The organism is Petralouisia sp., assembly GCF_056822245.1.
Map to the genome: position 1 here is coordinate 1 of NZ_JBQIOP010000072.1, position 14,456 is coordinate 14,456.

At 51.8% G+C, this 14,456-nt stretch carries 13 protein-coding genes and 1 pseudogene; 1 reads left to right on the forward strand and 13 read right to left on the reverse strand.

Annotated elements, in window-relative coordinates; translation table 11 throughout:
* The 4 genes and pseudogenes from ACTO17_RS18480 to ACTO17_RS18495 form a co-directional block, all read right to left on the reverse strand.
* Positions 1–164 (reverse strand): annotated as a pseudogene (locus ACTO17_RS18480) (DNA topoisomerase III); the annotation flags it as partial.
* 52 nt (positions 165–216) lie between these two features.
* A complete protein-coding gene (locus ACTO17_RS18485; RefSeq protein ID WP_482558973.1) occupies positions 217–1,242 on the reverse strand; it encodes a DUF5688 family protein in 1,026 nt (341 codons plus the stop codon).
* Entirely contained in the window at positions 1,239–1,373 is a 135-nt protein-coding gene (locus ACTO17_RS18490) for a DUF3789 domain-containing protein (RefSeq protein ID WP_074925882.1), read from the reverse strand. Before ACTO17_RS18490 ends, ACTO17_RS18485 begins: the two co-directional genes overlap by 4 nt.
* An 81-nt stretch (positions 1,374–1,454) precedes the next feature.
* Positions 1,455–1,964 (reverse strand): SLOG family protein, encoded by a 510-nt coding sequence (locus ACTO17_RS18495; RefSeq protein ID WP_482558974.1) that lies wholly within the window; start codon positions 1,962–1,964, stop codon positions 1,455–1,457.
* A gap of 150 nt (positions 1,965–2,114) precedes the next feature.
* Between ACTO17_RS18495 and ACTO17_RS18500 the strand changes: the two genes are divergently transcribed.
* A complete protein-coding gene (locus ACTO17_RS18500) occupies positions 2,115–2,429 on the forward strand; it encodes a helix-turn-helix domain-containing protein (RefSeq protein ID WP_482558975.1) in 315 nt (104 codons plus the stop codon).
* Positions 2,430–2,547: 118 nt separating this feature from the next.
* Here ACTO17_RS18500 and ACTO17_RS18505 read toward each other — a convergent pair whose 3' ends face one another.
* The 9 genes from ACTO17_RS18505 to ACTO17_RS18545 form a co-directional block, all read right to left on the reverse strand.
* A complete protein-coding gene (locus tag ACTO17_RS18505; protein WP_482558976.1) occupies positions 2,548–2,961 on the reverse strand; it encodes a dUTP diphosphatase in 414 nt (137 codons plus the stop codon).
* Positions 2,958–3,725, reverse strand: coding sequence for an FAD-dependent thymidylate synthase (locus ACTO17_RS18510; RefSeq protein WP_482558984.1), 768 nt, complete (start codon positions 3,723–3,725; stop codon positions 2,958–2,960). The genes ACTO17_RS18505 and ACTO17_RS18510 overlap by 4 nt, the downstream gene beginning before the upstream one ends.
* Complete coding sequence (locus tag ACTO17_RS18515) at positions 3,712–4,095, reverse strand: hypothetical protein (RefSeq protein WP_482558977.1); 384 nt, start codon at positions 4,093–4,095, stop codon at positions 3,712–3,714. Before ACTO17_RS18515 ends, ACTO17_RS18510 begins: the two co-directional genes overlap by 14 nt.
* A gap of 21 nt (positions 4,096–4,116) precedes the next feature.
* On the reverse strand, positions 4,117–4,599 hold the full coding sequence (locus ACTO17_RS18520; RefSeq protein WP_482558978.1) for a hypothetical protein: 483 nt from the start codon (positions 4,597–4,599) through the stop codon (positions 4,117–4,119).
* A gap of 66 nt (positions 4,600–4,665) precedes the next feature.
* Positions 4,666–9,606, reverse strand: coding sequence for a class B sortase (gene srtB / locus ACTO17_RS18525; protein ID WP_482558979.1), 4,941 nt, complete (start codon positions 9,604–9,606; stop codon positions 4,666–4,668).
* Positions 9,607–9,644: 38 nt separating this feature from the next.
* Complete coding sequence (locus ACTO17_RS18530) at positions 9,645–10,847, reverse strand: DUF4366 domain-containing protein (RefSeq protein ID WP_482558980.1); 1,203 nt, start codon at positions 10,845–10,847, stop codon at positions 9,645–9,647.
* Complete coding sequence (locus ACTO17_RS18535; RefSeq protein WP_482558981.1) at positions 10,837–11,082, reverse strand: DUF4315 family protein; 246 nt, start codon at positions 11,080–11,082, stop codon at positions 10,837–10,839. The genes ACTO17_RS18530 and ACTO17_RS18535 overlap by 11 nt, the downstream gene beginning before the upstream one ends.
* An 18-nt stretch (positions 11,083–11,100) precedes the next feature.
* Positions 11,101–13,773 carry a CD1108 family mobile element protein gene (locus tag ACTO17_RS18540; protein ID WP_482558982.1) on the reverse strand — a complete coding sequence of 891 codons (2,673 nt, stop codon included), beginning with the start codon at positions 13,771–13,773 and terminating at the stop codon, positions 11,101–11,103.
* 35 nt (positions 13,774–13,808) lie between these two features.
* Positions 13,809–14,456, reverse strand: a 648-nt coding sequence (locus ACTO17_RS18545; protein WP_482558983.1) for a VirB4-like conjugal transfer ATPase, CD1110 family, incomplete at its 5' end; no start/stop codon positions are given.

The following is a 14,456-nucleotide window of genomic DNA, read 5'->3' on the forward strand; positions in this document are numbered from 1 at the left end:
TGTTCCCCGTAAGCCTCCGGCTGCGCCAGCTCCAGAAGGTGCCCCACGCACCAGCTCACCAGACACCCGCCGCCCTCCAGGTAGCCGTCTTTTTTCTCATTTGCGCCCAGGACCGCCGCCAGCGACATGGCGACAGAGGGTTTTTCCGCAATTACTAACTTCATTCCTGTAACCTCCATTTCTTTGAATTAAAAAAGGCAGCATAGCAGCTACCCTTTATAAGCTCGGTTCTTGTTTGGTTTTCTGTCTTTCTTTTGGTGCTTTTGCCTCTCTTTCCTGTACCTTTGCTTTATTTTCAGAAAGACGCTCTAAAAGTCCTTTTTCCTGTTTTCGTCCCAGGGTTTTTGCTGCCCGGTCATAATACTGCACCTTATCAGAGAGCAGATCCTCCGGCGCAACCTGAGTAGCATTGATTTCCTTTACCATATCCTCCAGTTCTTTAGTCTGCATGTTCCCGTTATCCGGCACAAGGATAACTTCATGGGTCGATGATGGGAGGACATAAAAATCAGAACCAAGCAGCTCGCCGATTTTATCCAGCACGCCGTCTCTTGCCAGAACCCCGGCGCCATTTACTTTATTATGGTTTGTCAGGATATACATAGGCATCATTTCAGATTCTAATGGTTCCGTCTGTTCAAAAAGATTCTCAGGCTTTACGGACAGCATTATTTCTGACATTACATCATCCATTGTGTATAAACAAACAGGATTCCGGGCATTTTCTGCTGCCACCGTATCGTGGTGAAGCTGCTCTGGTGTAATGCCCCAAAGATTCAACATATCATTTGTAACAACAGCGGAAGCCGTTCCGCTGCTGTCCTCCATGATCTGAATCCGATAGGTTGCCGCCAGTTCCCCACATGCGGTATGGGGTTTATCTTTTAAATATTCCTGATTCTTTTCGGGGTCGCACAGACGGACAGCAAGCAGAGGCCGGGCTGTTTCATAATCCTCTAATCCCCTCACATCAATAGGAAGCTCCAGGCTGTTTTCCATTTTTATCTGTGCAATTTCCTTCATAATGTCGTCCATTGGGCGGCCTTTGCCAAACTGTTCCTCATAGTGTTCCAGATAAATGGACGGTGCAACTGTTTCATCATCCTTTCGGATAATAAGCCCTGTAAGAGTCCGATCATTTCCTTTGGTGACTTTTTCAAGGGTTATCTTTGCATCCTGATAATCCGCCGGCAGATATTCCCGGATATGGTTTTTGATATTTTCTGCAAATTCCTGATTCATTCGTTTTCCTCCCGTTTTCTGTTTTCTAACCATTCATCTTCCTGCTTTGCGGCCTGCATAAGACACATCAGCACAACGCCGGCAGACATTCCCCCGGTGAATGTAAGAAAGTGTGTAATCATGTTCCACATAAAAAATCCTCCTAAAAAATTGGTAAAGAAAAACGCCCACCGAAAAGTGAGCGTATCATCAAGTATCAGTTATTCATTCTTTCATTTTCTTTTCGCTGCGGATTGTCCTGGCAGAATAATCTCCCCGACAGGGATTTCCCGCAGTTCCTTTTTCATTTGGTGCGCAAACCGGATTGTCCGCACTGTGCCTCCTTTTTCCCTCCCATCATACACAGCAATCACCCGGTCCGAGTGTTCTGTCATGTAGCGGTTCCGGTGGGAATAGACGCTGGGGTGGTACTTTTCCTGCATAACTACTACATCCGCACAGACCTCCAGCATTTCATAAGTCCGGCCCTTTTCCATCAGGCTGTCCAAGCGCTTTTGATAGGGAATGACAGCAATCAGCTCCAGTGCCGGATTCGTCTTTTTCTTCTCCAGCACGATCTCCGCAAAATACTGATCTACACCGTCCGCGAAACCGCTCATAAAACGGGTAAACCCGTCCGCAACAGCAGAATCAATTTCACGCCGCAGAGCCGCCTTTACATAGTTGATCTCTTTCTGGGGTAAATACCTGTGCCCGGTGACACAGCAGGTCTTTTTTCTCATTGTCCTTTCCTCCGTCTGGTAGATTTATTCTTTCACTTTCCTATATTCTAATAGATTAAAACTATTATATCAACGTAAATACCCTTTTTATATTTGCGAATAATAAAGGGGCGTGAGGTACAATCTATTACAGGATGGGAGGTGAAGGCGTTGTATGATGATTTCATCCCGGAACGGCTGGCAAAGCTGCGAACTGGGAAAGGCGTGTCTGCGCGTGATATGTCATTGTCATTGGGACAGGCAAATAATTACATTAACAACATTGAAAACAAAAAGTCCCTTCCCTCCATGCAGTCTTTCCTTTATATCTGTGAATATCTGGGCGTGACGCCCCAGGAATTTTTTGACGAAGGGAACCCGGACCCGCAGGCCCTGCAGGAATTTATTGCAGAGGCAAAAAAACTGGATTCCAGATCGCTTTCTTATATCCTGGGAATTATGAAAGAACTCAATGGCAGAAAATAAGCGGCCAAGGCGTTGGCCGCTTTTTGCTGCCCTTCTTTTATTGTACCCGGCAATCCTCCTGATATGCCCAATCCCACTACCGGCGATAACCCAAGAATTACTCCCAAAATACTCTTTTTTATTTTCCTGTACTTCCAAATCCGCCTGTGCCGCGCTGTTCGCCAAGCTCCGAAACAAAGTCCGCAATCACAACCGGGGTAATCACAAGCTGACCTACACGGGAACCTTCGGAAAGCTCCCGTGTCTGATTGCTTACATTACTGATAATCGCGTGGATTTCACCACGGTAGCCGGAATCCACTGGCGGCAGCTCACAGACCAGCCCTTTTACTGCCATACTGGTGCGTGGAAACACATACCCTGCATATCCGTCCGGCACCTCGATCCCAAACCCAAGAGGAATCTTTACAATCTCGCCCGGCTGCAAAGTGCAGTCATAGGGCATGTAGACATCCGCGCCGGCATCGTTCCCATGCGGACGGAATGGGCGGCGGTCCTCCGGCACGCCAAAGTCGATCAGTTTAATCTTCATGCGCCGTCTCCTTCCCAAAGTGACGGATAGTCCGCTTTCAGAAGCTCCTCCGGCGTCATATCGGCATCTATTTTTCTGCCGCAGGTCATTTTCCCCTCCAGGCATTTGTCCCGCTGGCAGAACGTTCCTGTAAGACCGGGGGAAAACAGCGCTGGGCTGAGTGTATAAAGCTCCTGCCAGATTTTCAGGAGCACGATCCGGGTTTCGTCCGTATTGCGCCGGCATACCCGCTGGCCGATGATATGTTTCCATTGATAGGGCGTGGCGCTGATCATCAGCACATTCCGAAGTCCCTGGGGCGTCACATAGCCCGCCGCGTCATGGCCGATTCCCTCGGCACACAGCTTTCCGTAACAGTCCATACCTTCGTGACAGCTTTTTAAGTACAGTTCCCGGATCGCAGCCGGGGCGGTCAGAATCTCATAGGGTACGGCAAAATCCGCCTGCCCCGCATAATTGCTGTATTGTAAGGACGCGCTCATAAACTTTACTTCATTCTGATGTCTGGTGATCTGTGCCAGAAAACGCCGGCTTGCCCCCACAACGGCCACAGTGATTACCGCAAATTTTTGGACCGTGGGGTGCGGGAGAGTTCCGATTGCCGCAACGGTATTCTCGCTGAATGATTTTTCATAAAGGGCCATCAGATCATCCATTGTGGAAATCCGGTGGCCCCTCTGCGTGAGACGGGCGGCAAAGACCATGTTTTTCTCGGCCTCTGCAACCGCCTGGCAGTTTAATATTTTTACTTCAATTCGGTTGATTGGTATGTCCCTCCTTTACAATGGCTTTCAGTAAAAACAGATAGTTAAGACTGTCTGTGATCTTTTCATTCCATGTGCTTATATCGTAATCCGTATCACCGTCAAAGCACATGTCATACAGGGAGACGATATGCTTCGCCAGCATCCCGGCAAGGGCGCGCTCCGGCGTGGTATGCTGCAAAGCTGCCGCCGCCTTAAAAGCCCCCAGCCGGTCCGTATCGTCCCCGGTGTATTCTTTGGTCTTTCGTTGCAGGATTTCCCTGCATAAAGCCACCTGCTCGTCAAAGGCAGCATTGACTTCATTTTGTGTGATATGGCATCCCTCCTTTGAAAATGAACTGTCCTGAATTTTATCTATTATCCGGGACAAATTTGTATAAAGTTCCCGGCATTATGCGCTGGGAAGGTAAATCCAGTCATGCATCAGGCACACGCTGGGCTCGTCCTCCCTGGGTACCATGTGGTAGGTACATTCCCCGTACACGGTCCGCTTGTCCTCAAACTCCATGCCATACGCTTTATAGAAGCGGTATTCCAGGTTGGAGATAATACACCGCAGGGTCTGCAGCGCCTCCCGCTGTGAGGTCACGACTAAATCCCGGTCAATGCTGCGCTTTAAGAACAGCAGGGATTTATAAAGCTGTACCTCCGTCCGGTAAGGGCGGCAGTCCTTATGCTCCAGCCAGCCGCTAAAAGCTACCGGCCCGCTTTGGATCACATCACGTTCCGGGTGGTAATATTCATAGCAGTCCAGGTTTGCCGTGTTCAGAAGATAGAGCATTTCCCGGACCTCATTTTCCGGCATATCATAGAACCGCAAAAGGGAGCGGTACAGATGGACGTAGCCGGGTATTGAAATAATGGCATTCACCATAGAAAAATCCTCCTAAATAGCAGGTGCGGGAGCAGACAGCCCCCGCACCGGTTTCCAATATTCTTGTTAATCGTTTACAGCCGCCAGCTTTCCCATGACGATAAAGCGGCTCTTGCCTCCGGGCGTACAGGTGGAAAGGGTCAGCACCTTATCACTGGAAGTCACCGTAACATCGGTTTCAATGACAGACCGATCCGCCATTTCAGAAAGCCATGTGGTGTAGGCCCCGTCATCCTTAAAGCCAAGCCTCCAGGGGGAGGTGTCGCTGCCGGACTCTCCGGGGCTTGCCACAAATGCCGTGAAAATCTCCACGACATAGCCGCCGCCAGGGGTGACAAGGTACATCTGCGGGTGTCCGTCAAAATAACTCTGTTCGTTATACTCATTCAGCGTGGCGAACATGGAGCCGTCCCGCATGTTGTGGCCGTAGATAATGGTATTGCGGTCCGAAAAATCCTTCTTATTTTCATAGTCTGCAAACAGGCAGCCCGTCTTATTATAGGTACCGTCATACAGATGGCGCAGGTAATACTCGTTATCATCTGTCTGCGTCACCGGGTAGTTAATGACCGTATCAGGAAGATTGAGCCAGCCGATGATGTCCGGCCCGGTTTCCCAAAGAGCTTCAAAATCCACTGCGGGGAGAACCACAGAAGGGTTCTCCTCGGCAGATTCCGTTTCCGTGTTATCGTCCTCCGGCGCTACGGTCTGCTCCGGCAGCTTTACATTGGTAGCAATGTCCTCATAGACTCCGGCGCTCTCTGAATACTGGCTAAGGTCGCGAATCATCAGGAACCCGCTGCCGAGAGCCAGCACCGCACAGAGGGAAATTACTGCAACGTTGGCAGCTTTTGTTTTCGGGGAAATCTCCCTGGACCTCCCTTTTCTGCACCTGCATACCGTAAACAGCCCGCCAACCATCACAGCCAGCACCAGAAACCCGCCATACAGGAAAATGAAATTATCATCCCCGGTCTGCGGTACCGTCTTTTCCGGATTAGTTGGGGTTGTTGGATTAGAAGGGGTGGAAGGTGTTTTCTGTTTCTCCGGCTCCTTCGGATTTTCAGGCGTTTTCGGTTCCTCCGGCTTCTCCGGTTTTTCATTGAAGAACTGGACCGTAGCTGTTTCATCCGCCTTGATCTCCACCGTGGCTGCGTCAGGAATGATATAGTCCCTGCTTGCCCGGTTAGAGATTTCCGTTACGGTATAAATGCCAACGCGCAGCCCTTTGACCTCAATCACGCCGGATTTTGGGGAGGTAAAGGTTTCACAGTAGGAGCCGTCCGCACTCTTAACCTCAAAAGCAAACCCATCCTTGCGCCCGTCGCTGGAATCCTTTGTAATCTTCAAATTTCCGCGGTACGCCTCATTGGTAAAGCCCCGTCCGGCCTCGCCGTTTTCCACAACCGCCACCTGGCCGTCCTCGGTAATCTCAAAATAGTAGGCGTTTTCGTCAAGCTGATAGCCCTCCGGCGCTTTTGATTCTTTCACAAAATAACCTTTAGCCAGAAGATTTTCCGCTGTGTGGTAGCCCGCATCCGATTCTTTCAGCGTGCCGATCTTCGTATCTTCGGAATCAAATTCCTTGTTGCTGTTGGCGTCCTCATACAGATCGAATACTGCGCCGGAGAGGAAACGCAGGAAGGTGTTATTCTCTTTGTCCTCCTTCTCCACAGAAGAAGGCTCGTCCACGGCTTCGGTTTTCATCACCTGCATGCTGCCGCGGATCAGGGTGTTTTCCACCTTAATCTCAATTCTCTGGCCGTCCACACCGATATAGATATGGTGCTGTTCGGGGCTTACCGTATAAAGCGCCGGAGAGGAAATTTCCTTTACGATCCAGTGGCCGTAAGGAATATTCTCAAAAGAAAAACCGCCATCCTCGGCAGTGGTAACAGTAATCAGGGCGTTTTCTTCGGTAAATTCTTCCGTATCAGGCTGAAACAGTCCTATAACCGCACCGGCCAGCTTCACATCTTCGCCGCCCTCCGGGTTTTCACCGACTTTCACGCCGTCCACACGCCCGCGCAGCAGGTCATTGGAAACTGCCTCGCCCTCATTTACAAGAATCTGCACCAGCGCCGCGTCCTGGCCGGCATACTCAAAGATAACCGGATATTCGGTATCAGAGAGGATATAGGCGCTGTTTGTGGTGCGTTCCTTCACATAGTAGCTGCCAAAAGGCAGGTCGGAGGCAAAGGAAGCGTCATAGCCGCCCGCCTCATTCGGGTCAACGGAAACCACTTCCAGGAGCCCGCCCGCCGGAATGACGCTGCCGTCAAGAGCCGTCAGGTCAGCGGACGCATACAGCCCGAAAGAAATATCTTGATATTCCTCATTCATGCCAAGCCCAAAAAGATCGTCCGTTTCCAGTGCTTTGAACAGGCTCACATCCACCTTCTGGCGCTCGTCATAAAGTCCGATGGCGGTCTGCGTCACTTCCACAGTTTCACCCGCATAGGTAAGCTCGGCGTATTCCGGCTGGGTATTTAAGACCATCCCCTCCGGCGCCTGGCGTTCTACCAGACGATAGCGGCCCAGGTTCAAAAGCCCGCTCTGGGCGATTCCATCCTCCCCGGTGGTAAGGGTTTCCACAACGGTATCTTTTGCCGCCCTGAGCGTACCGTCGCCGGTATAAATATCTTCATCCGCGATCACGTCATAGACCGCACCCGGAAGCCCGGCCACTTCATACACCGGCTGGTACAGGCCATCGTTCTCCTGGACGGAAGCGAATACCTCGCCGGTCTTGGTGATGACAAACTGTCCCTTCTGCGGCATATTGTACTGTGTAACCGTGACAACGGCCTCGCTGCCGTCAATGGTAAACGGCACCGGCTCACTGGATAATACATACCCGTAAGGCGCCGCCACCTCGTAAAGCTCATAATCCCCAGTGTGCAGAGGCTCCGGCAGCATCAGCCAGCCTTCATCCGAAACATAGAAAGTATCAAGGGTTTCCGGGTTCGGATAATAAATATCCTGGGTGACAAATTCCCCGGTAGACAAATCCTTGATCTGGAAGCCGGTACCCGTCATCGGGATAATATTGCCGGTCTCCGCGTCGCATTTCTCCACTTTCAGCCGTGCCGTGATGGCGCGGTTATTCAGGATATAGCTGTAAGTCTGTCCATTGGAGGAAATAAAGACCGTAAAGTCTGGGATAAACGCTTTCCCTTCCTCACCGGCTACCTGATGGACCATATAACGGCCATAAGGCAGCATTTTGGAAGCTGCAAAACCATCATTATCCGTTGTCAGCAGGTCGCGTTCACTTTCCTTTGCTGCGTCATAACTGCCTGCCGCCTTCAGGTAAACCTCAAAGACCGCACCGACCTCCGGGCGCTCAATGACGCCCTCATTGGGTTCGTCCGTATTTTCATCCCCGGACACATCCGGGTCCAGGTCGTCCGTATGCTTTACAAGCTGGATATTTCCGTAAATAACTGTTTCTGTCACCTGGTTCTCGGTGGTGTTCAGTTCCACTTCATACAGGGTCGGGGAAGCGCCCACCTCATAGACCGTATCGTTTAAGAGGTAGCCGGTGCTCGGTTCAATCTCCCGGATAGTCCAGTTATCGCCGCAGACATAGTAGCGGGTCATAAAGCTGCCGTCTGGCCCGGTAGTGTAGGTGTCTACCAGTTCGCCATTGTTATAAATTCCGTAGGTTGCCCCGGCAAGGGTGGCGTCGCCTTGGGCGGTTCCGGTATCAGCGTCACTCTTTACCGCATGGATGCGGAATTTTTTCAGGATATTGCTGAAATGCACCGTGGAGGTCTGTCCGCTTTCAATGGTGACATACTGTGCAGAAGGGGTAACATAACGGTCCACCGGCAGCTCTTTCACTAGATAGGTACCGGGCAGCAACTTTTCTTTGATCTGCCCGTTTTTTCCGGTAGTGACAGTTTCATCCACTTTATTTCCCAAAATGTCCGTGCCGGAGATTTGGAAAGGAATCCCCGACACAATGCAGTCCTCGCTGGTCTTGACAATCTTTGCGGTACCGTAGGTTTCGGTTTTGACTTTTGTAAAGAAGGAAACCGGGTCGCTGGCGCCGGTCATCATGGTCTGATAACCGGGACGGCCCCAGATCAGCATATCGTTGGCAACCGGAATATCCTTCCGGAATTCAAAGGTCACAGGGTCCATAATCATGTTCTTACTGGTAAATGTGTACTTGTTCCCGTTTCTTGTGACGGAAACACCACTGCCTTTCAAAGTCTCCAGATTGATTTTCAGGTTATTGGTGTCCGTGACGGTCAGGGTATAAATTTTTTTCTCCGTGTCCCATTTCAGTTCCAGTTCCGGGGCTCCGCTTTTCTTCGTGGAAGTAAAGGAGGGAACCGTGGAATGGGAAGCAACCTGTGACAAAATCCAGTTGTAGGCTTTTTCCGCAGGACGTCCGGCGATCACGCTGAAATACTGGCCGGCGTTTGCGTGGCCGTTCCCGTGCCGGCTGTAAGGGTCGCTCCGAAGCTGCTGCTGGTACTCCCAGAGGATGATCTGCGTCGCCATTTTATAGTCGTCCTCGTTAATGCCGGAAACAGGAAGGGAGGCGCCGGGTTTCCAGCCGTAAATCGCCGTGAGGGTGATCCCCCGTCTTGCCTCGGAAGGCAGCAGGTTTAAGTAATTGCTGTTGGTGCCGCTTTCCGATGTATAGGTATTGTCAGAAGTGTTATAGGCAATGCCGCTTTCCACGCAATACACCTGCTGGCTGCTCCCGTCCGAAGCTGTCAGCATATAGTGCCGGTAAGCATTGCCCCCGGAACTGCTGCGCACATCCATCGTTCCATCAGAATTGTAAACAAGGTAGGTGTAAGGCGCCGGCGCATAATAATGCTGCCCGTCAGACCCTACATATTGATCGCCCAGCCAAGAGCTTGCTTTCTGTCCCGGTGAAAACGCGAACGCCTGCGTAGGGATGAGCCCAAAGACGCATACTGCGCAAAGCAGAAATGCCAGCAGTCGCTTTACGCCGCTGCGGTAATGGGTATTTGTTTTCTCCATGAAAAATCCTCGCTTTCTTAAAATAGTAAAGGACAGCTTTACTCGCTGTCCTCCTGTTCCTTATTGATCCTGTCATCAAAATCATCTTCGGAGAGATATTCCGGCTCTCCATAGGCTTCGTCCGGGTCAAATCCTTCGCCGTAGCCGTCATCCTCGAAATCTTCGTCACCCTCTGCCTGTTGCTTCGGACGGACGATCTTCACATAATAACCAACGCCTCCTACCGCAAGCAAGGCAACGATAATAAAGATAATCGTGCCGGCGCTGCCATTGTCCTTTTTCGGCGGTTCGGTCTGTGCGGGTTCCTCTGTCTCCGCAGGTTTTTCCTTTCCGGCACAGCCCTTCAGGTCATTTTTGCATACCGGGCAGGCGGTATTGACTTCGCCGGCTTCGCATTTACCCGTACAGGTGCAGACGTCCTCTGCCGGGATCACGCTCATGGTGCCCTCATTCTTTTCCGCCAGGGTCATCAGGTCAGCTTCGGTAACACCGTTCAGAAAGTAGACGTTGTTATCGTCCCGCTTTCCGTCAATGATAAGATAGAATACATTTCCGGCCTCGGTGGTGATCGTGTAAAACTGCTTATCGTCACCTTCGCCGGTGGCTGTATCTAACACTGTGCCGGTGCCATCCGGGGTAAACGCGCCATCCGGGATGGAGGAAGTGGTTCCTGTTTCCCCCTGGGAATTGGAGCTGCCGCCATTTGTGCCGGAGGTTGTATTGCTGCCGGTATTGGTAACCGTATTAGAACTGTTCCCGGAATTATTGCTGCCGGAATTGCTGCTTTGGGCGTTATGATTGGTACTGCCGGAAGAAGCAGCCTGGGCCTGTGCCGGTTTTACCGGCGTGCTGCTCTGGTTCTGCGGTACCGTGGCAGCAGGTTTCTCCGTGGGCGCCGGTTCCTCATAATAGGGATTTTCAAACTTCACGGTCTTTGAGCGGTTCCCAGCATAATCCTGGGCGTACACGCTTACCTGTTTTCCTGTGCCGGCATAATCCTTTAAGGTGACGGAAGCCGCCCCATTGGTCAGGGAGTTGATACGGTTCCCGTCCACAAAGACTGCCTCCACGCCGGAATTGTCGTCGCTGCTTTCTATTTTCAGCGTACCGCCGTCCAGAGAAGCCGCAAGCTCCGGCGGTGTGGTATCTTTGGCCCCAGCGGCATAAGCCGTCAGGGGCAAAGCGATGGCGCTTATGACAAGCACAAGCGCCAGTAGCAGAGAAATTTTTTTAGTCCTCATTCCTATCCTCCTGTTTCTGCAGAGGGCCATCCCCGGACGGAGCGGCCTGCTGCGATTTCAGAAATTCGGCCAACTGCTGGGGCGTCAGATGGAAGCTGCGGGCAATCGCCACATAGTCGGTGTTCTCCAGCTCCGTTTTCTGTTTTTCCAGGTCGCGGAGCCTGGCCTGCATCTCCGCAATCTTGGTTTTCGTCTTATCAATCTCTTTCTCCAATTTTTCAATCTTAGGGTTCAATTTGTTACCTCCAATCTGTCAGGGCAGACGCCCAAATGTATAAAAATGCTGCTGCCAGTAGCTTGTGTTGATGTTCGCATAGGAGATCGGGTCCCCACAGTGGATCATCATCCCGTTACCCACATAGATTCCCACATGGCTTGCGCCGCTGGTGTTATAGGTGCCCTGGAAGAAAATCAGGTCGCCGGGCCTTGCATCCGCGCTTGATACAGGTGTACACACGCCTAAAAGTCCGTCTGCGGTCAGGCGTCCGAAGTTCCAGCCCACGCCACAGTGATTGACTACCCAGGAAACATACCCGGAACAGTCAAAGGAAGTGGAAGGGCTTGCGCCGCCCCACACATACGGATAGCCTAAATACTTTTCAGCCTCCGCAAGCATAGCGGCAAATTTTTCATCCGCAAGGGCCTCCGGTGGAACATCATAGTCAAAATAATTCCCTCCGCCGCCTGCGCCTATTGCCGGCAGATGCCGCTCACTGGTATCGCCGGTATCGGCGAAATACAGCGGGTTCCTATACTGGCCGTCAACCAATACCTCCAGGTGCAGGTGCGGCCCGGTGGAATTTCCGGTACTGCCGACCTTTGCGATCACATCCCCGGCTTTTACCTCCTGTCCGGCAGATACTAAGATTTGCGAACAGTGGCCGTATTTGGTGGTAAGGGAGTGCCCCTCGTAAGCCTCGCCCTCAATGGCGACGCACAGGCCATAGCCGCCTGCGTTTCCTGCCAGCGTGACCGTGCCGTCATGCCCGGCCAAAATCTCCGTGCCCTGGGGCATCCCAATGTCAACGCCGGTATGGTAGTTCTTTTCCCCGCTGATCGGGTGTACCCGGTAGCCGTAGTAGCTGGTGACATAGGGCAGCCAGTTCGTGCCAAATACATTTTTTACATACTGCCGGTTGCCTTTGGTCTGCAATAAAATCTCGCAGACTTCCTTCTGGTCTGCGTCCATACGTGAAACCACCAGGTTTTCAAGCGGTGTGGAAGTAAGCGTTACATTTAAGATGTGCCACTCATAAGGCACTTCTTCTTCGGTTTCTTCGCCGGTCTCTGGGTCAATGCTTGTTTCTGTCCGGTAACGGATTTCCGTTTCCTCCGTGAAGGATAGGGAATACTGCCCGTTAAAAAGCTCCCGGAGGACGCTCTCGATCTGCGTATAGGTAAAATCCTGATACGCAGAGGTGAGATACCCCATTAAAACATAAGGGTCATGCTCAATGGGGCCGATGTTATAGCGGTATTCGTCATAACCGGGCCGGTCCGATTCCACACGGTTGACCTGCATCTGCAGGTCCGTTTCCCACTCGGTATAGACAAGCTCCGCATTGTTGATGTCCGCATCGTCTGCCAGATAAGTAGAGGCAGCAAGGCTCCCCAGCCCTCCGGTTCCCAGATTAGAAAAGGAAGAAAAGAGGGAGGTAATCAGGAAAAATACCAAAAGGAGCAGAACCATGATTCCGCATATGACCGGGTGACGCTTGATGGCATGAACCACACCGGCAGCGATCTTCTCCGTGGTAACGGCGGTGTCCTTTGCGCGCTTTCCCGCTTTTTTCGCTTCTCTGGCTGCTTTGGCATACTGGCGTTTTATTTTCTGTTTCTGCCACATCCGGGCAAGAAGATTTTTCTTCAGTTCCGGGTTGTCCTGTAATGCCTGCCGGTAGGCAAGCCGGGCATTGGCCCTGGCTGATTTCTGCTGTAACTTTGCCACCCTGCGGTATGGCGCGGTCTTATGCCTGTGATATGCCATGCGCAGCCCCGACTCGCTTACAAGCTCGGTGTGGTGGGCCGCTTTAATGCCGACATTTTCATTTTCCGCCTGATAGATTTTTTTGTGGGCGTAGCCAACCGCCATATTTGCGCCGACTTTTACCGGGCGCATCGGAACAGAACCCTTTACATGGGCCCGCTGGGATTTTACCTCCTTTTCAAATTTCAGGCGTTTTTTGGCCTTACCCGTATCAGGATCAGAAGATGTTTCCATCCGCAGCTTACGGCGGGCAGGCAGACGGTTTTCCGCCTGCTCCAGTTTTTCCGCTGTCCGTTCCGCTTTCCTCCGGGCTTTGGTGAGCTTTGTATCTTTTGCCTCTGGTGGGAGTTCGTCAGCGGTAAATTCCAGCTTGGAAGGCCGTTTTGGTTCTCCTTCGGCTGCCTCCGGTGGTTTCTCCTTTGGTTCCTCGGCTTTTGCCGCCTCCTGGAAACGTTGCTGGTATTTGTTGCCGTGCTGGTGCATCCGGTGGCGGCGTTCTGTCTGGCTGGATTCTCCCTGCGTGGAGTGCCCTATATCAGAATTGCCGCTGTCAGAATCCTCACGCCGGGAATCCACATATCTGAAATCCCTCCGGCGCGGTTCCGGTGCAGAAGTTCCCGGTTCCAGAGGGTTCCGTGTTTCAGGTGCCCGTGCCGGCTCATGGTCCATATCCCTGCTTTCCAAATGTTCCGGTATGGAAATATCCGCCTGCTGCGGTACATCCGCTTTGAAAGGCTGTGTATCATCCGCTGCCTGCTGTGCTGCGGTTTCATACCTCCGGCTCCGGGCCGTTCCCGAAGAAGAAGGGGCGTCCCTGACCCGCAGCAGGTTAAAATCCTGTTCGCTCTGCCGGGTGTCCATACGTTCCTCCGCATGGGAATCACGGACCGGCATCCGGGTATCTTTCTTTTTCCTCTGAAATTCTTTTTCCCGCGGCACTGTTATCACCTCCAGTCATTTTTATTTTCGGGAATTTATGCACCTGCCACTTCATCAGGCCGTGTTGTAAGTACGCTGTATAACAGGGTGTCTTTCGGAAAATGATCGACAAAGGGGATAATCACATTTCCGAAAAACAGAAGCCCCTCACCAGGGCCGGAATGGGTTACATAAGAAAGCTGGTGCGGGGAAATTCCCAACTGTTTCGCCAAAATCTGCCGGTCCCCCTGGGCCTGGTTCAGCATGTAGATAAAATCCGAGTTTTCAAAGATATTCTCAATCTCACGGGAGGCCAGCAGGTCCTTTACATTCTGTGTCAAACCGCTGGGTATGCCGCCCCATTTACGGAATCTTTTCCAGATTTCCACGCTGAAACTTCCGGTCTGGCCTTTCAAAAGGAGATGGAATTCGTCGATATAGAACCAGGTCGTCTTATGTTTGGAGCGGTTGGCGGTGACACGGTTCCACACGGCATCCTGCATAATGAGAAGCCCGATCTCTTTCAGGGCCTTCCCTAGAGACTTTAACTGGAAGCAGAGTACCCGGTGGTTGTTCATGTCAATGTTGGAACGGTGATTGAACACATTCAGGGAGCCATTGACGTAGATTTCCAGCGCCGTAGCGATATTCTGCGCCTCCGGCTCCGCCTGTTTCAAAAGCAGCTCATACAAGTCACCCAGGAC